This window comes from Rathayibacter sp. AY2B5 (assembly GCF_002931645.1).
Taxonomy (GTDB): domain Bacteria; phylum Actinomycetota; class Actinomycetes; order Actinomycetales; family Microbacteriaceae; genus Rathayibacter.
Map to the genome: position 1 here is coordinate 14,754 of NZ_PSUE01000012.1, position 21,447 is coordinate 36,200.

Genomic DNA, 21,447 nt, shown 5'->3' on the forward strand with positions numbered 1-21,447 from the left:
TGTGCTCATCACGGAGAACCGCTCACGAGCCTCGACAATAGTAGCCGATTTCCGGACCGCCGTCGGACACCCCTCGTCAGGCCGCCGGAGTGAGCGTGACGAGGGTCACCTCGGGCCGGCAGGCGAAGCGCACCGGTGCGTAGATCGAGGTGCCGACTCCGGCGGACACGTTGAGGTACGAGCTGCGCAGTCCGTTGTCCCACGTCGTCGAGCCGGCGACCTTGTCGCGCGGGATGTCGCAGTTGGTGACGAGGGCGCCGAAGCCCGGGACGCAGACCTGCCCGCCGTGCGTGTGCCCGGCGAGGATCACCTCGGCGCCGCGTGCGACGAAGTCGTCGAGGATGCGCTGGTAGGGCGCGTGCGCCACGCCGATGCTGACCCCGGCCGGTCCGTCCTCCGCGCCGCGCAGCTCGTCCACGGCTCCGGCGACGAGGTCGATGCGGTCGAGGCCGATGTGCGGGTCGTCGACGCCGAAGAACTCGATGCGCGTCCCCTTCACCGTGATGCTCTCGGCGCGGTTGTTGAGGTCCACCCACCCGAGCCCGTCCGAGAAGAAGCCGGTCAGCCCGTCGGTGTCGAGATCGGCCTCGTGCTGCTTGGGGTTCTTGGAGGGGCCGACGAAGTAGCGGAGCGGGTTCTTGATCCGAGGGCCGAAGTAGTCGTTGGATCCGTTGACGAAGGCGCCGGGGATCCCGGCGAAGGGCTCCAGGGCTCGGCGGATGCCGAGCACGCCGTCGCGGTGGCCGAGGTTGTCGCCGGTGTCGACCACGACGTCGGGCGCCAGGGCGAGGAGCGAGCGGATCCACTCCTGCTTCTTCGTCTGCCACGGGGCCATGTGCAGGTCCGACACGTGCAGGACGCGGATCGGCTCGGAACCGGCGGGCAGCACCGGGAACGACGTGCGCCGGACGGTGAACAACGTCCGCTCGACGCCGATGCCCCAGGCCGCGGCGACGGCTCCGGCCGCGGCGACGGTCGCGAGGGCGGTGGTGAGGGGGCGACGGGTGCGTCCGGTCATGGGTCCTTCTCTCGCACGTCGGCCGCGAGCGCGGCCGCGTTCATTCTGCCGGACGCTCCCTCGGGAGCAGCCGGGGGTGCGGGGCTCAGCCCGCGCGGGGCGGGGCGCCCGGTCCGGCGCTGATCTGCAGGGTGATCTCCGCGCCCCGGGAGACGCGCGACCCGGCGGGCGGGTTCGTCTGCGCGACCTTCCCTGCCGGGCGGTCGGAGGGGACCGGAGAAGTGTCGACGCGGACCGTGAAGCCGACGGAGCGCAGGCGTGAGGCCGCCGCAGAGGGGCTCTGGCCGGTGACCTGGGGCACGGCCTCCTGCGGAGCGTCGACGAGCGAGCGGACCGGAGCCGGGAACGCCGTCCCGCCGTACTTGGCGTCGGCGACGCGCATGATGCGCGGCCAGATCTGGTGGCGCACCTGACCGGCGTTCACCCGGTTGAGACTGAATCCGCGCATGGAGGTGAAGCCGGTCACGTTGCCGACCCAGGTGGCGGTGGCGACCTCGGTGCTCGCGCCGACCATCCACGTGTGCAGCGCGTCGTCCGTGGTGCCGGTCTTACCGATGTGCGGCACCCCGGTGCGGGGGTTGGAGGGGGCGCCGGTGCCGCCCGTCACCACCTGCTGCAGGGCGTAGCCGGCGGTCGCGGCCACCTCCTCGGACATCCCCTGGCTGCACTCGGAGGCGGGCGGCGCGACGTCGGCGCCCGTGCGGTCGACGATGCGGTCGATCGCGATGGGCGTGCAGACGGTGCCCTTGTTCGCGAAGCCGGCGAAGGCCGTGGCCATCGTGAGCGGAGCGATCTCGTTGGTGCCGAGGATGGTCGGCGCGAGCTTCTGCAGCTCGGTCCCGTCGGCACGGTGCACGCCCATCGCCAGCGCCGTGTTGCGGATGCCGCAGAGGTCCAGCTGCTGGGCCATGGCGGCGAACGAGGTGTTGATCGAGCCGGTCGTGGCCTGCAGGGCCGTGGTCACTCCTCCGTTGCCGCCCTCGTCGTTCCCGGGGTTCCAGGACTCGCCGTAGTAGACGCCGTCGGGCTCGCAGCTGTCACGGAAGGTCGTGTAGGCGCGGCGGGTGCCGTCGACGCTCTCGCCGAGCGAGTGCCCCTCCTGCAGCCACTCCGCGAGGGTGAACACCTTGTAGGTCGAGCCGACCTGGAATCCCGAGGAGCCGCCGTACCCGAAGTCGGTGTTGTAGTTGACGCTCGTGTAGTTGGGGCCCGTCAGGTCCGGATCGTTGGAGTAGTCCTTGTTCTGGGTCATCGCGAGGATGCGGCCGGTGCCGACCTCGACCGAGACGCTCGCGCTGCCGATGTTCACGTTCGCCATCGACTTGGGCACCCAGTCGTCGGTGGCCGAGACGGCGGCCTGCTGCAGGTCGGAGTCGAGGGTCGTGTAGATCCGGTAGCCGCCGCGCTTGAAGGTGGCGTCGCGCTCGTCCTGACTCGCACCGAACGCGTCGTCGTTCTTGATGACCCAGGTGACGTAGTCGCAGAAGAAGGCCGCGACTCCGGCCGTCTGGCAGCCGGTGCTCGGCTCGGTGATGTCCGGCGTCACGGGCTCGGCGACGGCCGCCTGCGCCTGCTCGGACGTCACCTTCGACTCGAGGTCCATGCGGGTCACGATGTAGTCGCGCCGGTCCCGGGTCTGCGGGTAGCCCTCCGCGGCGGGGTTCGCCGGGTCGCCGGGCCGGTCGAAGCGGAACTTCTCGGGGTTGTTCACGATCGCGACGAGCGCGGCGGACTGCGCGAGCGAGAGGTCCTTCGCGCTCACTCCGAAGTAGTAGCGGGCGGCCGCCTCGACGCCGTAGACGGTGCCGCCGAACAGGGCGATGTTGAGGTAGCCCAGCAGGATGTCGTTCTTCGGGTACTCCTTCTCGAGCCCGATGGCGAGGCGCATCTCGGCGACCTTGCGCTCCGGAGTGGTCTCCGTGGCCTCGCGGTAGGCCGCGTCGCGCTCGATCGGATCGCTGAGCGCCTCCGCCTTCTGCACGAGCACGTTCTTGACGTACTGCTGCGTGATGGAGGAGCCGCCCTGGACGTCCCCGCCCATGGCCGTCGTCGCCGCCGCGCGGACGGTGCCGAGCAGATCGATGCCGCCGTGCTCGTAGAAGCGGGGGTCCTCGGAGGCGACCACGGCGTCCTTCACGAACGGCGAGATCTCGTCCCAGCCCACCTCGACGCGGTTCTGGGCGTAGAAGGAGGCGAGCAGCACGTCGCCGCCGGAGGAGTCCTTCGCGTACACGTCGCTCTTCTCGGCGAGCGTGCCGATCTCGAGGTACTCGGGGAGGTTGTCGAACATCTCCACCGTGTTGCCGGCGGCCATGCCGCTCAGCGCGATCGCCGGCGTCACCGAGGCGGCCACCAGGACTCCCGCGACGACGCTCATGGCGACGATGCCGATCAGACCGCCGACGGCGCCCCCGATGGTCTTCACGACTCTGGTCCCGCCCTGCCCCGACATAGAATCAGCGTAGTCGCCGCGCTCGGACGAGCCGCGGCGCTCATCCCGCCGACGCGCGGCGCTCAGCAGTCGTCCCGCACCGGCCGCACCCGAGGAGAGCCATGTCCGTCCCGCGCTGGGAGTACATCACCACCCCGCTGATGATCCACAACACCACGGCGATCCTGAACACCTGGGGATCCGAGGGCTGGGAGCTGGTCCAGATCGTGACCGGTCCCGAGGGCGGCCTCGTCGCGTACCTCAAGCGCCCCGTCGCCGAGGCCGGCGCGTGATCGCCGAGCGCCTCGCGGAGCTCGGCGTCGAGCTGCCCGCCGTGGCGGTCCCCGCCGGCGCCTACGTCCCCGCCGTCGTGCACGGCGGCCTCGTCTACACGGCGGGGCAGATCCCCTTCGTCGACGGCGCTCTGCCGCTGGTCGGCAAGGTCGGCGACGAGGTGTCGCCCGAGCAGGCGAAGGAGCTGGCCCGCACCTGCGCCCTCAACGCGCTCGCGGCCGTCGCCGACGCGATCGGATCGCTCGACCGGGTGACGCGGATCGTGAAGCTCACCGGCTTCGTCGCGTCCGCCTCCGGCTTCACCGGGCAGCCCGGCGTGATCAACGGCGCCTCGGAGCTGCTCGGCGACGTGTTCGGCGAGCCCGGCCGTCACGCGCGCTCGGCCGTCGGGGTGGCGGAGCTGCCCCTCGGCGCTCCCGTCGAGGTCGAGCTGATCGTCGCCTTCGACTGACGCACCGCCCCCTCCTGCCCACGCGGCGGGAGGGGGCGGCGCCCGGTCAGTCCGCGGCGATCGCGGAGGAGATCACCGCCATCACCTGCGTGTCCGCGAGCGTCGTCGTGTCGCCCACGGCGCGTCCCTCCGCAACGTCGCGCAGCAGCCGGCGCATGATCTTCCCCGAGCGGGTCTTGGGCAGCTCCTGCACCACGAAGATCCGCTTCGGGCGGGCGATCGCGCCGATGTGCTCGGCGACGTGCGCCTTCAGGGTGGCCTCGAGCTCGTCGTGTCCGTGGGCCAGCGCCTCGGCCTGGCTCGCCTTCGCGATCACGAACGCGACCACGGCCTGGCCGGTGGTCTCGTCCGCGGCTCCCACGACGGCCGCCTCGGCGACGACCGGGTGGGAGACGAGGGCCGACTCGATCTCGGCGGTCGAGAGGCGGTGGCCGGAGACGTTCATCACGTCGTCCACGCGCCCCAGGAGCCAGAGGTCGCCGTCCTGGTCGCGACGCGCTCCGTCACCCGCGAAGTAGCGGTCGCCGAACTTCGACCAGTAGGTCTCGACGTAGCGCTCCGGGTCGCCCCAGATGCCGCGCAGCATCGCCGGCCAGGGCTCGGTGATCACGAGCAGTCCGCCCTCGTCGGCGCCGACCGGCGTCCCGGAGTCGTCGACCACGTCGATCGAGATGCCCGGCAGAGCGACCTGCGCGGACCCGGGCTTGAGCGTCGTGACGCCGGGCAGAGGGGACACCATCATCGCGCCGGTCTCGGTCTGCCACCACGTGTCGACGATGGGGGTGCGGCCGCCGCCGATGACGTCGCGGTACCAGACCCACGCCTCCGGGTTGATCGGCTCGCCGACCGATCCGAGCAGGCGCAGGCTCGAGAGGTCGAAGCGCTGCGGGATCTGCCGGCCGAGCTTCATGAAGGAGCGGATCGCCGTGGGCGCCGCGTAGAGGATCGTCACGCCGTGCTTCTCGACGATCTCCCACCAGCGGCCGGGACGCGGGCTGTCCGGAGTGCCCTCGTACATCACCTGGGTGGCGCCGTTGGCGAGCGGGCCGTAGACGACGTAGCTGTGCCCGGTGATCCAGCCCACGTCCGCGGTCGACCAGTAGACGTCCGACTCGGGGTGCAGGTCGAAGACCGCGCGGTGCGTGAAGGCGACCTGGGTGAGGTACCCGCCGCTGGTGTGCAGGATGCCCTTGGGCTTCCCGGTCGTGCCGCTCGTGTAGAGGATGAAGAGGGGCTGCTCGGCGGGGAACGGCTTGGCGACGTGGTCGGCGTCGACCGCCACGATCTCCTCGTGCCACCAGAGGTCGCGCCCCTCGTGCCAGGCGACCTCGTTGCCTCCGCGGCGCACGACCAGGACGTGCTGGACGCTGGACTCGCCGCCGAGGGCGAGCGCGGCGTCGACCGCCGGCTTCAGGGGCGAGACGGCGCCCTTGCGCCAGCCGCCGTCGGCGGTGATGACGAGTGTCGCCTCCGCGTCGTCGATGCGCGCGCGCAGGCTCTCGGCGCTGAAGCCGCCGAAGACGACGGAGTGGACCGCCCCCAGCCGGGCGACGGCCAGCATCGCGATGACCGCCTCCGGGATCATGGGCAGGTAGATCGCGACGCGGTCGCCGGCGCGGACGCCGAGGCTCGTGAGCAGGTTCGCGGCGCGCTTCACCTCGGCGGTGAGCTCGGCGTAGGTGATCGAGCGGGAGTCGCCGGGCTCGCCCTCCCAGTGCAGGGCGACGCGGTCGCCGTGGCCGGCCAGGACGTGGCGGTCGAGGCAGTTGTAGGCCACGTTCAGCTCACCGTCGTCGAACCACTTCGCGAACGGGGGCTCGCTCCAGTCGAGCGTGCGCGTGAACGGCCGGTGCCAGTGCAGGAGCTCTCGGCTCCGGTCGGCCCAGAAGGCGAGGCGGTCGGCCGCGGCCTCGTCGTAGAGCGCGGCGGTCGCGACCGCTCCGGCGGCGAGATCGGCCGGCGGCGGGAACCGGCGGGTCTCGTGGAGGAGGTTGTCGATGGCGTTCCGGTCGGCGGCCGGGGCGTCGGGGGGAGTGGACATCTGCGATTCGCTCCTTCGCGAGTGAGACGTTCGCCGGCCCGCGCGGTCGGCGTCGCACCACCGTAGCGCCCGCCTCCAGCGCGGATCGCCGAGCGCCGCAAGCTGGGTGCGGGGCGGGTGTCGGATAAGAGTCCGCAGAGAACAGGATCCGGGCTTGGCGAATCGCGATCCGTCCCCTACAGTTGCATACGGCCGAATGAACTTCGGCCCAGCGGCGCAAGTGATTCCCCCCAATCCAGCGCCGCCGAGGCGGCACCTGTTCCCCCCAATGGGTGCCGCCCCCTTCTTCCCGCCGCTTCCGGCGGAGGGACGCCCCCGCTCGAGCCCTGCTCGCGGGGGCGTTTCCGCGTTGCCGGGACGTCTCCTCGTCGACTGGGCTTCTCTGCGCCGTGGGGCCCCTCCTCGGAGCGGCTCCCTGCCGAGAGCCCCGGGCCGCCCCTGCGCGCGCGTCCGGCCCGGGTCGTTCCTCCACAGGCGCCGACGCGGGCGTCTCTCCTCCGATCGGGCAGGGAGCGCCCCGGCGCGCGGAACGGGCTCCTAGCGTGCCGGGATGACCCGCGACTTCGTCCCCCTCGTCCCCGTCGAGCACCGCCGCGACCCGGTGCCGGTGCGGCCCGCCGCCGCCGGTCTCGGGCTGCTCGCGCCGCACGCCGCGGACCCCGCGGTGACCGACCTCTTCGTGAACGGCGGCGCGGGCCTCTGGATCGACCGGGGCGGTGGTGCGGAGCGGGTTCCGGAGTGGACGCTCGACGCCGCCGGAGCACGGCGGCTGGCCGTCGCGCTGGTCGCGGCCGGTGGACGGCACGTCGACGAGGCGAGCCCGTGCGTGGACGTCAGGCTCCGCCACGGGGTCCGCGTGCACGTCGTGCTGCCGCCGGTGGCGACCGGGGGAGCGCTCGTGTCGGTGCGGGTGCCGCGGTCGGACTCCTGGACGCTCGGGGAGCTGCAGGCGGCCGGGATGCTGGACGACGACGGAGTGCGGCTTCTGCGCCGGGCGGTCCGCGAGCGGTGGAACCTGCTGATCACGGGAGCCGGTGGATCAGGCAAGACCACCCTGCTCGGCGCCCTGCTCGGGTGCGCGGCGCCGACCGAGCGGATCGTGGCCATCGAGGACGTCGGCGAGCTCCGGCCGGCGCACCCGCACGTCGTCTCGCTCGAGGCGCGGCAGCCCAACCTCGAGGGCGCCGGTGCCGTGGGCCTGGACCGGCTCGTGCGGGAGGCGCTGCGGATGCGTCCGGACCGCCTGGTCCTCGGCGAGTGCCGCGGCGTCGAGCTGCGCGAGCTGCTGTCCGCGCTGAACACCGGGCACGACGGCGGTGCGGGGACCCTCCACGCGAACTCCCTCGAGGACGTGCCCGCGCGTCTCGAGGCGCTCGGGGTCCTCGCGGGACTCGGGCCCGAGGCGATCGCCCGCCAGACGGTCAGCGCGATCGACCTGGTGCTCCACCTCGAGCGCCGCGACGGGCGGCGGCGGCTGGCGGCATTCGGGACGTTCGCGCTCGACGCGGCCGGCCGCCTGAGGGTCGAGGACGGGTCGCTCCCGAGCGCCTCGAGGTCGAGCGCGTGACGGGCCGCGACGGGCTGGACGAGGTCGCGGCCGTCGTGCACCGACTGGCCGTCCTCCTCGCGGCGGGAGTGGCTCCCGCGTCGGCCCTCGGGCATCTCGCGGGGGCGGAGGGGGCGGACAGCGGGGACGCGCGGCGGCGGCGACTGCTCCGGGCGGTGTCGGAGGAGGCCGGCCGCGGGGGCGACGTGACGGAGGCGCTGCTGCGCGGGACGCCGGTTTCGCGGCGGAGCGGCTCGGAGCGGAAGCGGCCGCGACGGCGAGCGCCGGACACCGGTGAGGCGACCGCGTGGGCAGCGCTGGCCGCCGCGTGGCGGGTGGCCGCCGACTCCGGCGCGCCGGTCGCCGCCGCTCTCGGCGAGCTGGCGGAGTCCCTGCGCGAGCTGGCGCGCGCCCGCCGGGACATCGAGGTGGCTCTGGCCGGTCCCTCCGCCACCGGGAGGGTCGTGAGCGCGCTGCCGCTGGCGGCGCTGGGTCTGGGGGCACTGCTGGGCTTCGACGTGGTCGGCGTGCTCCTCGGGACGGTGCCCGGTGCGGTCTGCCTGGTCGGGGGAGCCGGGTTGATGGCGGCCGCGCATGCGTGGACGCGGCGCCTCGTCCGAAGCGCGGCCCCGGCCGATCCGGCGCCCGGGCTCGCGCTCGACCTCCTCTCGGTGGCGCTGGCCGGTGGCGGCTCGATCGAGTCGTCGCGCGCCCGGGTCGTGGCGGCGCTCGCCGAGTGCGGGCTCGACTCGGGCGAGCGCGTGCTCTCCGACGCGGACCCGGTGCTCGCCCTCTCCGCGGCGGCGGGTGTGCCGGCCGGACGCCTGCTCCGGAGCGAGGCGGCTCTGGTCCGGGCACGGGCGTCCTCCGGGGCGCGGGAGCGAGCCGCTCGGCTCGGCGTGACCCTGATGCTGCCGCTCGGAGTCTGCGTGCTGCCGGCGTTCCTGCTGCTCGGAGTGGCTCCGATGGTCGTCTCGGTGCTGCTCTCGACGTTCTCGGTGACGGCGTGATTCGGTCGACCGCTCCTCCACAGAGGCGGGATCGGGAGGCGTCTCCACGGATCCACCGGAGGGTCGATCGGCGGGATCGGGAGTCCGCGATCCTCGGAGGAGGGGCACGGAGCGGGGCGGAACGGAGCAGGACGGATGAGAAGTGACACGGCGATCAGCGGCGGGGGAGTCTCCCGGAGTCGAGGACTCGGTAGGAGCAGGGATGCGGGAAGTGGTGTGCCCGGAACGAGCCGGGGCTCGAGGAGCGGCGGAGGTGCGGCGTCCGGCGGAGGAACGGGCATCGACGTCTCCGCGGGGCGCGTCGAGTGGCGCCGACCCGGGTGGGGAGGTCTCGGCGCTCTGGGCGACGAGGAGGGGTCGGCGACGGCGGAGTACGCGATCGCGACGATGGCCGCAGTCGGTTTCGCCGGGCTGCTGGTGGTCATCCTCAAGGGCGACGAGGTGCGGAGCATCCTGACCGACCTGGTGACCCGCGCGCTCACCGCGGCGGGATGAGAGGCCTTCCGCTGCTGCGCGGGCGGCTCGTCCAGGAGGAGGGCTCGGCCACTGCCGAGCTCGCGCTCGTGCTCCCGGCGGTGGTCGCGGTGCTGGCGCTGTGCCTGGGGTCGGTAGCGGCCTCGGCGCAGTACGTCCGGCTCGTCGACGCGGCCGCCGACGCGGCCCGGTCCGCGGCCCGGGGCGACGACCCCCGCGCGCCGCTCGCCCGGGTGACGGGGGCGTCGCTCACGGCGGGGGAGCAGGACGGACTGGTCTGCGTCGACGTCGCGGCCCGGCTGCGCCCGCTCCCGGCGGTCTCGCTCCCGGTCTCGGTCCGGTCCTGCGCGCTGGGCGGGGGCGGATGATCCGCCGGCTCCCCGGGGCTGTCCGCGACCGGGAGGAGGGATCGGCCGCGGTCGTGGCGATCGGAGTCGTCGCGGGCACGATCCTGGTGACGGCCGCCGTCCTCGCCGGCTGCGCAGGAGTCGTCGGGCACCAGCGAGCGGTCGCCGCCGCGGACGCCTCGTCCCTGGCAGCGGCCGACGTCGCCTCCGGCCTGCTGGCCGGGGATCCGTGCGGACGTGCCGCCGCCGTAGCCCGCGCGAACGGCGCCGAGCTCGTCCTCTGCGACGTCGACGGCGGCGTCGCGAGAACGGAGGCGGCCGTCACCGCGGGTCCGCTCTCCCTCACGGCGCGGTCGAGGGCCGGCCCGCCGCCCTGAGGGCGGGGGCAGCAGCGGGCGTCGTCCGGACCGAGGTCCGGACGACGCCGCGGGAGCGCGTCAGTCGGAGGAGAGTCGCTGGTACCGGTACGCGGCGGCGGTCGGCAGGGCGCCCGCGCCCTCGTCGTGCTCGAGGCCGCCGGCGAGGAGGTAGATGTAGCGGGAGCCCGCCCTCGCCCCGGGGATCTCGAGGCGTGGGGCGGGGGCCTGATCGTCGCCGTATCCCCGGCGGAGGGTCTTGCCCTCCAGCGGTCCGTCGAGGAGCTTGGCCGTGTAGGCGGAGGTCGTGGTGGTGTGCGTCGTTGCCATGCCTCATCATGCGCCGATCGGCGCCGCGCGTCACCCCCGTCGACGGCAGGCCGGGCAGGCGGCTCCGAGGCCGTGTCCAGCGTCCTCCCGAGGTCCCCGTGTCCTCGGGAGGGGGCAGCACGTCCGGGGTCAGTGTGTATGGTGTGCCTGTCGGGCGCCCCCGCCGATGGGGACGCGTCGCCGTTCCCCGCACCACGTCGCCGCGCACCGTCTCCCCGCAGCAGGGGACGTCGGACCACTGGTCGTCCGACCCGACAGCACCAATCGAGGAGAACTGTGTCCGGCACGAAGAAGCTGGTGATCGTCGAGTCGCCGGCGAAAGCCAAGACCATCGCCCAGTACCTGGGCGACGGCTACGAGGTGCTCGCCTCCGTCGGGCACATCCGCGACCTCATCGAGCCGAAGAACCTCCCCCCGGAGCTGAAGAAGGGCCCGCTGGGCAAGTTCTCCGTCGACGTCGACAATGGCTTCGAGCCCTACTACGTCGTCTCCGACCAGAAGAAGAAGACGGTCGCCGACCTCAAGCGCGCGCTGAAGAACGCCGACGAGCTCTACCTCGCCACTGATGAGGACCGCGAGGGCGAGGCCATCGCGTGGCACCTCCTCGAGGAGCTCAAGCCCAAGGTCCCCGTGCACCGCATGGTCTTCCACGAGATCACGAAGGACGCGATCCAGAAGGCGCGCGACAACACCCGGGACATCGACACCTCCCTGGTCGACGCCCAGGAGACCCGCCGCATCCTCGACCGCCTCTACGGCTACGAGATCTCGCCCGTGCTGTGGCGCAAGGTCGGCCCCGGGCTCTCGGCCGGTCGGGTGCAGTCGGCCGCGACACGCCTGGTGGTCGACCGCGAGCGGGAGCGCCTGGCGTTCGTGTCGGCGAGCTACTGGGACCTCGCCACCGTGCTCGCACCCGAGTCGGACGCCGCGGCGGGCTTCGACGCCCGCCTGGCGCGGCTCGACGGCAAGCGGATAGGAAGCGGCCGCGACTTCGACGACCGCGGTCAGCTGAAGGGCGACGTCACCGTCCTCGGCGAGTCCACCGCCGGTGCCCTCGCCGAGGCGCTGCGCGACCCCGCCACCACGGTCCGGGTCTCGAACCTCGAGTCCAAGCCGTACTCGCGCCGCCCCGCCGCCCCGTTCACCACGTCCACGCTCCAGCAGGAGGCGGCGCGCAAGCTCCGCTTCTCGGCGCGCCAGACGATGAGCGTCGCGCAGTCGCTCTACGAGAACGGCTTCATCACCTACATGAGGACCGACTCGCCCGGGCTTTCGCAGCAGGCGCTGAACGCCGCACGCACTCAGGCCGCGTCCCTCTACGGAGCCGAGACCGTCCCGGACAAGCCCCGCCTGTACTCCGGCAAGAACAAGAACGCGCAGGAGGCGCACGAGGCCATCCGGCCCGCGGGCGAGACCTTCCGCACCCCGGACCAGCTCTCGGGCACCCTCCGCGGCAACGACCTCCGCCTCTACGAGCTCATCTGGAAGCGCACCGTCGCCTCGCAGATGGCCGACGCCAAGGGCTCGACCGCCACCGTGACGCTGCTCGCCGAGCCGGCCGGCGACGTCGCGAAGACCGCCGAGTTCACCGCCTCCGGAACCGTCATCACCTTCCGCGGATTCCTGCTCGCCTACGAGGAGGGGCGCGACGAGGAGCGTCACGGCGCCCGCGACGAGAAGGACGCCAAGCTGCCGGTGCTCGAGGTCGGCCAGAGCCTGGTCGTCGCCGAGGTCGAGGCCAAGGGCCACGAGACCTCGCCGCCCCCGCGCTACACGGAGGCGAGCCTGGTCAAGGCGCTCGAGGAGCTCGGCATCGGCCGGCCCTCGACCTACGCGTCGATCATCTCCACCATCGTCGACCGCGGCTACGTCACTCCGCGCGGGACCGCCCTCGTGCCCAACTGGATCGCCTTCTCGGTGGTCCGGCTGCTCGAGGACTTCTTCTCCGACCTGGTGGAGTACGACTTCACCGCCGAGATGGAGGGCGACCTCGACCGCATCGCCGGCGGCGAGGAGGACCGCGTCGCCTGGCTCAACCGCTTCTACTTCGGCGGAGGCACGCACCCCGGGCTCCGACACGTCGTGGACAACCTCGGCGAGATCGATGCGAAGAGCATCAACTCCGTCCGGATCACGGACGACATCACCCTGCGCATCGGCAAGTACGGCCCCTACCTCGAAGTGGCCCAGGAGGAGGGGCAGGAGACGCCGCGTCGCGTCAACCTGCCGCTCGAGCTGGCTCCCGACGAGCTCACGCCCGCCAAGGCGCAGGAGCTCGTCGACGCCCCGGTGCAGACCGACCGCGTGCTGGGAAGCAACCCCGACTCGGGCAAGACCGTCGTCGTCAAGGACGGGCGCTTCGGCCCCTACGTGACCGAGGTCGATCCGGAGCCGGAGACCACGGCGGATCCCGCCACCGGGGAGGTCGTCGAGCCCGCGCCCGCGAAGCGCGGCGCGAAGAAGCCCGCTGTCGTGAAGCCGCGCACCTCCTCCCTCTTCAAGTCGATGGACGTCGCGTCGATCGACCTGGCGACGGCGCTGCGCCTGCTCGACCTGCCGCGCACGGTCGGCGACGACCCCGAGAGCGGCGAGCCGATCACGGCTCAGAACGGCCGGTACGGCCCGTACATCAAGAAGGGCACCGACAGCCGGTCGCTCACCAGCGAGGACCAGATCTTCGAGGTCGACCTGCCGACGGCGCTCGAGATCTTCGCCCAGCCGAAGTACGGGGCGCGACGCGCGTCGAGCGCGCTGAAGGAGTTCGAGGCGGACCCCGTCAGCGGCAAGCCGATCCGGATCCGCGACGGACGCTTCGGCGCCTACGTGACCGACGGCGAGACCAACGTCACGATCTCCAAGGGCCTCACGATCGAGGAGATCGACTTCGAGCAGGCGGTCCAGATGCTCGCCGACAAGCGCGCGAAGGGCCCGGCCAAGAAGGCTCCGGCCAAGCGCGCGCCTGCCAGGAAGCCCGCGGCCAAGACCACGGCGGCCAAGACCACGGCGGCCAAGACCACGGCGGCCAAGACGACGGCGGCCAAGACGACCGCGGCCAAGACGACCGCGGCGAAGACGACGGCGGCCGCCAAGAAGACGACCGCAGCGAAGAAGCCCGCCACGCCCCGCGCCACCGCCGCGAGCCGCGCGGCCGCGGCGGCCGCCGCCGAGACGTCGGACGCGACCGAGTCGTGACCGGGCTGTTCGTCACCCTCGAGGGCGGGGACGGCGCGGGCAAGACCACGCAGGCCCGGCTGCTCGAGGAGTGGCTGGGCACGCGGGGCGAGACCGTCGTCCGCACCCGCGAGCCCGGGGGCACCGAGGTGGGCCTGCAGATCCGCGAGATCGTTCTGCACCACCGCGGCGAGATCGATCCGCGGGCCGAGGCCCTGCTCTACGCGGCGGACCGCGCCCAGCACATCGGGACGCTCGTGCGACCGGCGCTCGAGCGCGGCGAGGTCGTCGTGCAGGACCGCTACATCGACTCCTCCGTCGCCTACCAGGGAGCCGGGCGGGTCCTCGACGCCGTCGAGGTCCGGCGGCTCTCGGAGTGGGCCACCCACGACCTGAGGCCAGACCTCACCGTCCTGCTCGACCTCGACCCCGCCGTCGCGCGGGGCCGGCTCGACGCGGCCCGCACCCGCTTCGACCGGCTGGAGGCCGAGAAGGCGGAGTTCCACGGGCGCGTGCGCGAGGCGTTCCTGGCGATCGCCGAGACGGACGCCGAGCGCTTCCTCGTCCTGGACGCCGCTCTCCCCGTCGAGGAGATCGCGGCCGCGGTGCGGGAGCGGGTCGCCGTCCTCCTCGACGGCGCGTCGGCTGTCGGTGCTCGCGGTTAGCCTGGTGGCATGACCGTCTGGAGCCAGCTCGTCGGGCAGGAGCACGCCATCGGCGCCCTGCAGGACGCCTCGACGCCCCGGGACGACCGTGGCCGGGAGTCGTCGTCGATGACGCACTCCTGGCTCATCACCGGCCCTCCCGGGTCCGGCCGCTCGAACCTCGCCTACGCGTTCGCCTCCGCACTGCTCTGCCGCCACGGCGGCTGCGGGGAGTGCCCCGACTGCCGCCAGGTCGCCGCCCGCTCCCATCCCGACCTCGCCGTGCTGACGACCGAGCGCGTGATCATCTCGATCGACGAGGTGCGGCGGCTGGTCAGCAGCTCGCAGTACTCGCCCTCGGTGTCGCGCTACCGCGTCATGGTCATCGAGGACGCCGACCGGATGAGCGAGCGCACGTCCAACGTGCTGCTGAAGGCGCTCGAGGAGCCGCCGGAGCGCACGGTCTGGATCCTGTGCGCCCCGAGCGAGGCCGATCTGCTCCCCACCATCCGCTCCCGCGTCCGCTCCGTGCGGCTCCGCGTGCCGAGCGTCGAGGACGTCGCCGGTCTCCTCGAGCGCCGCGACGGGGTCGACCCCGAGACCGCCGAGCGCGCCGCCCGCCAGGCTCAGAGCCACATCGGGATGGCGCACCGCCTGGCGACCGACGCGAACGCGCGCGAGCGCCGCGAGGAGACGCTCCGCATCGCCCTGCGCCTCCGCGGCGTCTCGGACGCGGTCCTCGGCGCTGCGCGGATGATCGAGGTCGCGACCGAGGACGCCAAGGCGATCACCCTCGAGCGCGACGAGGCCGAGCGGCAGCAGGCGCTGCGCTCGCTCGGCGTCGAGCCCGGGGGCACCGTGCCCGCGCAGCTCCGCTCGCAGCTGCGGGCGCTCGAGGAGGATCAGAAGCGACGCGCGACGCGGAGCCTCCGCGACGGTCTCGACCGGATCCTCGTCGACCTGCTCTCCCTCTACCGCGACGTGGTGCGCCTCCAGCTCGGAGCGCCCGGCGGCGTCATCAACGAGGAGGTCCGGACCGAGATGACCGCGCTCGCCGACGCGACTCCGCCCGACCGCACGCTCGCCGTCCTCGACGCGATCGCGACAGCCCGGCAGCGGATCGACGCGAACGTCTCCCCGGTCCTCGCTCTCGAGGCGCTGCTCGTCGTCGCGGCGCGCCGTCCGGTGGCCGCGTGAGGCGGGGGCGCCGGACGGCCGTCGTCCTCGCGCTCGTCGCGGCCGCGTCCCTCCTGACCGGCTGCTTCGCGCCCGGCCCGAGCGTCGACCGGACCTCCACCCCCTATCCGCAGACCGTCGACGACTCCCTGGAGCGCTACTACTCGCAGGTGATGGTCTGGGACGACTGCGGCGACGGCGCTCTCTGCACCGACGCGACCGTCCCGCTCGACTGGGACGACCCCTCGGGGGAGATCGCGTCGATCGCTCTGGTGCGCCGACCCGCGACGAAGGGCCCGGCGATCGGGTCCCTGCTCGTGAATCCGGGCGGACCGGGAGCGTCGGGCGTCGACTTCGTCCGCGACAGCGCCGACTACGCGGTCGACTCCGCGCTCGCCGCCCGGTACGACGTCGTCGGCTTCGATCCGCGCGGGGTGGGCGCCTCCACCGCGGTCTCCTGCCTCGACGCCGCGGAGCTCGACTCCTACCTCTACGACATCACGCCGGGGGAGCGGGGCAGCGACGAGTGGGTCCAGGCGCAGCGCACGTCCGCCGCTGCGTTCGCCGCCGCCTGCCAGGAGCGCAGCGGGCCGCTGCTGCCCGAGGTCGGCACCCCGAGCGCCGCCCGTGATCTCGACGTGCTGCGCGCGGCGCTCGGCGACGAGACGCTGCACTACCTCGGCTACTCCTACGGCACGTTCCTCGGAGCGACCTACGCCGGGCTGTTCCCGGACCGGGTCGGCCGCCTCGTCCTCGACGGCGCGATCGACCCGGCGGCCACCTCGTTCGACGTGGTGCGCGAGCAGGCGAAGGGGTTCGAGAGCGCACTGCGCGCCTACCTCTCCGACTGCCTCCGCTCGGACGACTGCCCGTTCACCGGCACTGTCGACGCGGGGATGGCCCAGCTGAAGCGCATGCTCGAGGACGTGGACGCCTCGCCGATCCGGGCCGCCGACGGCCGTGAGCTCGGCGCGAGCACGCTGTTCACCGCGATCGTCTACCCGCTCTACGACGCCACGGCGTGGGGAGCGCTGAGCGAGATGCTGGCCGGCGTCCGCCGGGGCGACGCCGCGGTCGCGTTCCAGTACGCGGACGCCTACAACGGGCGCGACGCGGACGGCCGGTACGCGGACAACACCACCGAGGCGTTCCTCGCGATCAACTGCGTCGACTACTCCTACGACGCCGACACCGTCTCGATGCGCGCCGACGAGGCCGCTCTCGAGCAGGCCGCGCCGACGATCGGCCGCTACATGGCCTACGGCGACATCCTCTGCAGCGAGTGGCCGGCGGCGTTCGAGGGCTCCCGCGAGCCGATCACCGCGGAGGGCTCGGCGCCCATCCTGGTCGTGGGCACCACGAACGATCCCGCGACGCCCTACGTGTGGGCGCAGGCGCTCGCGGGCGAGCTCTCCGCCGGTCACCTGGTCACCTACGACGGCGAGGGCCACACGGCCTACAACAAGTCGACGTCCTGCGTGAACGACGCGGTCGACGCGTACCTGCTCGAGGGGACCGTCCCGGAGGTGGACCCGCAGTGCTGACCGAGCAGGAGCGGTCCCGCGAGCAGCAGCCCGGGCTTCGCGAGCGCAAGCGCCTGGCCACGCGGCGGGCGATCGAGATCGCCGTCCTCCGCCTCGCTAGCGAGCGCGGGCCGGAGCGCGTGACCATCGACGACGTCTCGCGCGCCGCCGACGTCTCCACGCGCACCTTCTTCAACTACTTCGCCTCGAAGGAGGACGCGCTGGTCGGCGGGCTCCCGGTCATCGCCGACGAGACGGCGGCGGCGTTCGTCGCGGGCCGGGGCGCCGTGCTCGAGGACCTGCAGCGGGTCTTCGTCGCCGCGATGGAGGAGCCGCTCGAGGAGGACCGGGAGCTGCACGTCCTCCGCCGCGCGCTCTTCCGCGAGCACCCGCATCTGGTCGGTCTGAAGATCGCGGGCATGCGCGAGTTCGAGCTCGCGGTCGAGGGGCTCGTCGCCGAGCGTCTCGGCCAGGAGGACGACGACGCGGAGCGGGTGCGCAGCCGGGCGCGGATGCTGACGCTCCTCGGGCTCGCCGCCGTCCGCCACGCCTGGGCGGCCTGGGTCGATCACGACGGCCGGGAGGCCCTGCCCGGACGCATCGCCCGCTCCTTCGAGGAGCTCCGCGGCGCGCTCGCCTGAGCCGAGCGCGGCGGTCGCCGCCGCCGTCGCGGAGCCTCTGCTCGACCGCGCCGTCCTGATTCACGCCCGGGGGCGCGAGCAGGCTATGCTGTGTAATCGTGTCCGGGGCTCAGGCCCCGCGTGCACGCCGCCTTAGCTCAGTCGGCAGAGCGTCTCACTCGTAATGAGAAGGTCGTGGGTTCGATTCCCACAGGCGGCTCCCTCTCCCGTCATCCGCGACGTCCCGGCCGGATCCGCGAGTTCCCGGCCTCATCCGCGACGTCCAGGTCGCGTCGAACTCGCGTCGCTACCCTGTTGCGGATGACCGACACGCCTCCTCCCCGCCGTCGCCGCACTCTCGCTGTCGCCGCGGTGCTCGTGGCCGCCGTGCTCGGTGGCGGCGCCTTCGGCGTGGGGACGGCCCTCGGCAGCGCCGCGGAGCCCGGGGCGCTGCCCGTCGTCTCGACCCCGACCGCCACCGCGACTCCCACACCGACGCCGACGGCCACGGCGCGGCCCACCGCCGAAGCGGCGGCCGAGGCGCTCCGCACCTGCTCGGTGGCGGGGCTCGCCGCCGACCCGCGCCTGGGCTCGATGCAGGCGCGGGTGGTCGACGCCGCGACGGGCGAGGTCCTGTTCGACCGCGGGGGCGGGACCGCGTCCCGCACCGCCTCCGCCCTCAAGATCCTCACGGCCGCGTCGGCGCTCGCGGTCCTCGGCCCGGACACGCGCATCGCCACCACCGTGGTCCGGGGGAGCGAACCCGGGAGCGTCGTCCTCGTCGGCGGGGGAGACCTCACCCTGACCCGGCTCCCGACCGGCCGGGAGTCGACCTATGCCGGAGCGGCCCACCTCGACGACCTCGCGGCGCAGGTCGAGAGCGCCTGGGAGGCGGACCCCTCCACCGCCGGGACGCCGATCACGTCGCTGGTGCTCGACTCCTCCCTCTACTCGGGCGAGACCTGGCAGCCGAGCTGGAACCGCAAGGAGCAGGTCGACGGCTACATGCCCGAGATCACGGCGCTCCAGGTGGACGGCGATCGCGAGGACCCCACGGCCTCGACCTCCGAGCGCGGCACGGATCCGGTCGGCCGGGCCGGAGGGGCGTTCGCCGACGAGCTGGACGGCTCGCCCGTGGTCTCCACCGGGACCGCTCCCGCGGGCGCCGCGGTTCTCGGCTCGGTCGAGTCGGCCCCGGTCGGCACGCTCGTGCAGCAGATGCTGCTCGTCTCCGACAATGCGATCGCCGAGATGCTCGCGCGGCTCGTCGCGATCCGCACCGGCGCGGGCAGCGACTTCGCTGCCGAGCAGGCCGGTGTGCTGCAGGGGCTCGCCGGTTACGGTGTCGACACGTCCGGGATCGCGATCGTCGACGGCTCCGGCCTGAGCGACGACAACGCGGTCGCGCCGGCGTACTTCACCGAGCTGCTCCGGAAGGTGCAGGCCCGCGAGGGGCAGCTGGGGATCCTCCTGGACGGCCTGCCGGTGTCGGGCCGGACGGGCTCGCTCTCCTACTCCGACCGCTTCGCCGGCGACAACGCCGCGGCCGACGGCGCGGTGCGGGCGAAGACGGGCTGGATCGACACCGGCTACACCCTGGCCGGCGTGGTCACCGCGGCGGACGGCACCGAGCTGACCTTCGCGGTCTACGCTCTCGGCGACGTCTCCGACTCGGCGAAGACCGCGATCGACACTCTCGTGACGGGCGTCTACCGCTGCGGATCCTCGCTCTCCGACTCCTGACCCGGGCGGGTCGACCTCCCGCTCCTCCTCGCCACCTCCTCCCGGAAGGCCCACGATGACCACCGCACTCCTGATCGTCGACGTGCAGAACGACTTCACCGAGGGCGGCGCGCTCGCCGTCACAGGCGGCGCGGCCGTCGCCCGGGGAATCACCGAGCATCTGGCGGCGCACGCCGACCGCTACTCCGCGGTGCTGGCCTCCCGCGACTGGCACGAGGGCGATTCCGACAACGGCGGCCACTTCGCGGTGGAGCCGGACTTCGTCGACAGTTGGCCCGTCCACTGCGTCGCCGGCACGGACGGCGCGCGGTTCCACCCGGCCCTGGACACCGCTCTGATCGACGTGCAGATCCTCAAGGGGCAGGGCCGCCCCTCCTACTCGGCCTTCGAGGGCACGACGGAGGCGGGCGAGGAGCTCGGCGCCGTGCTCGCGGAGCGGGGCGTCACTGCGCTCGACGTCGTGGGACTCGCGACCGACCACTGCGTGCGCGCCTCGGCGCTCGACGCGCGACGGGCGGGGCTCGAGGTCCGCGTGCTCCAGGACCTGGTCGCAGGCGTCTCCGAGGAGGCGAGTGCCGCGGCGCTGCGCGAGCTGACGGAGGCGGGAGTCCGCGTCGAGCGGTCCGTCTGAGGGCTCGTCCCTCCACAGGGCTCACGGAGGCGCAGGTCCTCGCGGCTCCCGGCGACCCCGCCCCCGGAGCGATCGCCCGTCCTACACTGGGAGGACGAGAAGCTCCTCCCGGCGCGGTCTGCGCGCTCCGATCCGAAGAAGTGGTTCCCTCCTGTGACTGATTCCGTCGCGTCCCGCGCCGCCGAGACCGCTCTGCTCGCCCGCATCCCCACGCAGCTGCTGATCGGCGGTGAGTGGGTGGACGCCTCCGGCGGCGGCTCGATCGACGTCGAGGACCCGGCCACCGGAGCGGTCCTGGTCTCGATCGCCGACGCGACTCCGGAGGACGGGGTCCGGGCGCTCGACGCCGCCGTCGCCGCCGGTCCGTCGTGGGCCGCGACGGCGCCGCGGAAGCGGGGCGAGATCCTCCGGCGGGCGTTCGACCTCCTGCAGGAGCGCACCGAGGAGTTCGCGCTCCTGATGGCGCTCGAGATGGGCAAGCCGGTCGCGGAGGCGAGGGGCGAGGTCGTGTACGGCGGCGAGTTCCTCCGCTGGTTCAGCGAGGAGGCGGTGCGCATCAGCGGACGCTACGGTGTCTCGCCCGAGGGCAGCGGCCGGATGATCGTCTCGCAGCACCCGGTGGGCCCCTGCTACCTGATCACCCCCTGGAACTTCCCGCTCGCGATGGCGACGCGGAAGATCGCTCCGGCGCTGGCGGCGGGCTGCACCGTCGTCGTGAAGCCGGCCGAGCTCACTCCGCTCACCACGCTCGCCTTCGCGGCACTGCTCGCCGAGGCGGGGCTCCCCGACGGCGTGCTCAACGTGGTCACCACGTCCTCGGCGGGAGCCGTGTCGGCTCCGATCCTGTCGGATCCCCGCCTGCGGAAGGTGTCCTTCACCGGCTCCACGCCCGTCGGGCGCACGTTGCTGCAGCAGGCCTCCGAGAACGTGCTGCGGACCTCGATGGAGCTGGGCGGCAACGCGCCCTTCGTCGTGTTCGAGGACGCCGACCTCGACCGGGCGGTCGAGGGCGCGATGCTCGCGAAGTTCCGCAACATCGGCCAGGCCTGCACGGCCGCCAACCGCTTCTTCGTGCACGAGTCGATCGCCGAGGAGTTCGCCGCGCGGATCGTGGAGCGCGTGCGCGCTCTGCGCGTCGGCCGCGGCACCGAGGACGGAGTGACCATCGGCCCGCTGATCGACGAGCGCGCGGTCGAGAAGGCGTCCGCGCTGGTGGAGGACGCCGTCTCCCGCGGCGCGCGCCTGGTCACCGGCGGCGATCGGATCGAGGGGGCGGGCCACTTCTACCGGCCGACCGTGCTCGCGGGGGTCGACCGGGAGAGCGAGATCCTGCGCACCGAGATCTTCGGCCCGGTCCTCGCGATCGTGCCGTTCACCGACGAGGACGACGCCGTCGCGCTCGCCAACGACACCGAGTACGGACTGGTGTCCTACGTCTTCACGCGCGACCTCGCCCGCGGTCAGCGGATGATCGAGCGGCTCGCCACCGGGATGATGGGCCTCAACGTCGGCGTGGTGTCGAACGCGGCGGCGCCCTTCGGCGGGGTGAAGCAATCGGGCCTCGGTCGCGAGGGCGGACTCGAGGGGATCCACGAGTACCTCAGCACCAAGTACACGCTCACCCCCGACCCCTTCGCCTGA

At 73.2% G+C, this 21,447-nt stretch carries 19 protein-coding genes and 1 tRNA gene; 16 read left to right on the forward strand and 4 right to left on the reverse strand.

Annotated elements, in window-relative coordinates:
* Window positions 1-76: 76 nt before the first annotated feature.
* Window positions 77-1,018: a metallophosphoesterase gene (locus tag C5C30_RS09440; protein WP_104222183.1), complete on the reverse strand. Its 942-nt coding sequence runs from the start codon at window positions 1,016-1,018 to the stop codon at window positions 77-79.
* 85 nt (window positions 1,019-1,103) lie between these two features.
* A complete protein-coding gene (locus C5C30_RS09445) occupies window positions 1,104-3,470 on the reverse strand; it encodes a transglycosylase domain-containing protein (RefSeq protein ID WP_104319379.1) in 2,367 nt (788 codons plus the stop codon).
* A 101-nt stretch (window positions 3,471-3,571) separates the two neighbouring features.
* On the opposite strand from C5C30_RS09445, the gene C5C30_RS17670 reads away from it, so the two are divergent.
* Together C5C30_RS17670 and C5C30_RS09450 are read left to right on the forward strand one after the other, a co-directional pair.
* Window positions 3,572-3,742: a hypothetical protein gene (locus C5C30_RS17670; RefSeq protein ID WP_164861113.1), complete on the forward strand. Its 171-nt coding sequence runs from the start codon at window positions 3,572-3,574 to the stop codon at window positions 3,740-3,742.
* A complete protein-coding gene (locus C5C30_RS09450; RefSeq protein ID WP_219812178.1) occupies window positions 3,739-4,194 on the forward strand; it encodes a RidA family protein in 456 nt (151 codons plus the stop codon). Before C5C30_RS17670 ends, C5C30_RS09450 begins: the two co-directional genes overlap by 4 nt.
* A gap of 46 nt (window positions 4,195-4,240) precedes the next feature.
* Here C5C30_RS09450 and acs read toward each other — a convergent pair whose 3' ends face one another.
* Window positions 4,241-6,235 (reverse strand): acetate--CoA ligase, encoded by a 1,995-nt coding sequence (gene acs / locus C5C30_RS09455; RefSeq protein WP_104333607.1) that lies wholly within the window; start codon window positions 6,233-6,235, stop codon window positions 4,241-4,243.
* Between the two features lie 550 nt (window positions 6,236-6,785).
* Between acs and C5C30_RS09460 the strand changes: the two genes are divergently transcribed.
* The 5 genes from C5C30_RS09460 (at window position 6,786) to C5C30_RS09480 (ending at window position 9,989) form a co-directional block, all read left to right on the forward strand.
* On the forward strand, window positions 6,786-7,802 hold the full coding sequence (locus tag C5C30_RS09460) for a TadA family conjugal transfer-associated ATPase (RefSeq protein WP_104272869.1): 1,017 nt from the start codon (window positions 6,786-6,788) through the stop codon (window positions 7,800-7,802).
* Window positions 7,799-8,791 carry a type II secretion system F family protein gene (locus C5C30_RS09465; protein ID WP_104272868.1) on the forward strand — a complete coding sequence of 331 codons (993 nt, stop codon included), beginning with the start codon at window positions 7,799-7,801 and terminating at the stop codon, window positions 8,789-8,791. Before C5C30_RS09460 ends, C5C30_RS09465 begins: the two co-directional genes overlap by 4 nt.
* Window positions 8,792-9,007: 216 nt before the next feature.
* Window positions 9,008-9,286, forward strand: coding sequence for a DUF4244 domain-containing protein (locus C5C30_RS09470; RefSeq protein WP_244229600.1), 279 nt, complete (start codon window positions 9,008-9,010; stop codon window positions 9,284-9,286).
* Window positions 9,283-9,633: a TadE family type IV pilus minor pilin gene (locus tag C5C30_RS09475; RefSeq protein WP_104222193.1), complete on the forward strand. Its 351-nt coding sequence runs from the start codon at window positions 9,283-9,285 to the stop codon at window positions 9,631-9,633. The genes C5C30_RS09470 and C5C30_RS09475 overlap by 4 nt, the downstream gene beginning before the upstream one ends.
* Window positions 9,630-9,989 (forward strand): Rv3654c family TadE-like protein, encoded by a 360-nt coding sequence (locus C5C30_RS09480; RefSeq protein ID WP_104272867.1) that lies wholly within the window; start codon window positions 9,630-9,632, stop codon window positions 9,987-9,989. Before C5C30_RS09475 ends, C5C30_RS09480 begins: the two co-directional genes overlap by 4 nt.
* Before the next feature lie 60 nt (window positions 9,990-10,049).
* Here C5C30_RS09480 and C5C30_RS09485 read toward each other — a convergent pair whose 3' ends face one another.
* Complete coding sequence (locus tag C5C30_RS09485) at window positions 10,050-10,298, reverse strand: hypothetical protein (RefSeq protein WP_104333608.1); 249 nt, start codon at window positions 10,296-10,298, stop codon at window positions 10,050-10,052.
* A 276-nt stretch (window positions 10,299-10,574) separates the two neighbouring features.
* On the opposite strand from C5C30_RS09485, the gene topA reads away from it, so the two are divergent.
* From topA to C5C30_RS09530, 9 genes are all read left to right on the forward strand, one after another.
* Window positions 10,575-13,490: a type I DNA topoisomerase gene (gene topA, locus C5C30_RS09490; RefSeq protein WP_104333609.1), complete on the forward strand. Its 2,916-nt coding sequence runs from the start codon at window positions 10,575-10,577 to the stop codon at window positions 13,488-13,490.
* Window positions 13,487-14,134, forward strand: coding sequence for a dTMP kinase (gene tmk / locus C5C30_RS09495; protein WP_104237717.1), 648 nt, complete (start codon window positions 13,487-13,489; stop codon window positions 14,132-14,134). Before topA ends, tmk begins: the two co-directional genes overlap by 4 nt.
* Before the next feature lie 9 nt (window positions 14,135-14,143).
* The gene (locus C5C30_RS09500) at window positions 14,144-15,310 is read left to right on the forward strand and encodes a DNA polymerase III subunit delta' (protein WP_104222203.1); all 1,167 of its coding nucleotides are present in this window, start codon (window positions 14,144-14,146) and stop codon (window positions 15,308-15,310) included.
* Window positions 15,307-16,833, forward strand: a complete 1,527-nt coding sequence (locus tag C5C30_RS09505; RefSeq protein WP_104333610.1) for an alpha/beta hydrolase — start codon at window positions 15,307-15,309, stop codon at window positions 16,831-16,833. The genes C5C30_RS09500 and C5C30_RS09505 overlap by 4 nt, the downstream gene beginning before the upstream one ends.
* Window positions 16,827-17,453: a TetR/AcrR family transcriptional regulator gene (locus C5C30_RS17675; protein WP_181027157.1), complete on the forward strand. Its 627-nt coding sequence runs from the start codon at window positions 16,827-16,829 to the stop codon at window positions 17,451-17,453. The genes C5C30_RS09505 and C5C30_RS17675 overlap by 7 nt, the downstream gene beginning before the upstream one ends.
* A 126-nt stretch (window positions 17,454-17,579) precedes the next feature.
* Window positions 17,580-17,652, forward strand: a tRNA-Thr gene (locus C5C30_RS09515).
* Between the two features lie 101 nt (window positions 17,653-17,753).
* A complete protein-coding gene (gene dacB / locus C5C30_RS09520) occupies window positions 17,754-19,175 on the forward strand; it encodes a D-alanyl-D-alanine carboxypeptidase/D-alanyl-D-alanine-endopeptidase (protein ID WP_104333611.1) in 1,422 nt (473 codons plus the stop codon).
* Window positions 19,176-19,230: 55 nt separating this feature from the next.
* Window positions 19,231-19,806: an isochorismatase family protein gene (locus C5C30_RS09525; RefSeq protein ID WP_104262888.1), complete on the forward strand. Its 576-nt coding sequence runs from the start codon at window positions 19,231-19,233 to the stop codon at window positions 19,804-19,806.
* 153 nt (window positions 19,807-19,959) lie between these two features.
* Complete coding sequence (locus tag C5C30_RS09530; protein WP_104333612.1) at window positions 19,960-21,447, forward strand: NAD-dependent succinate-semialdehyde dehydrogenase; 1,488 nt, start codon at window positions 19,960-19,962, stop codon at window positions 21,445-21,447.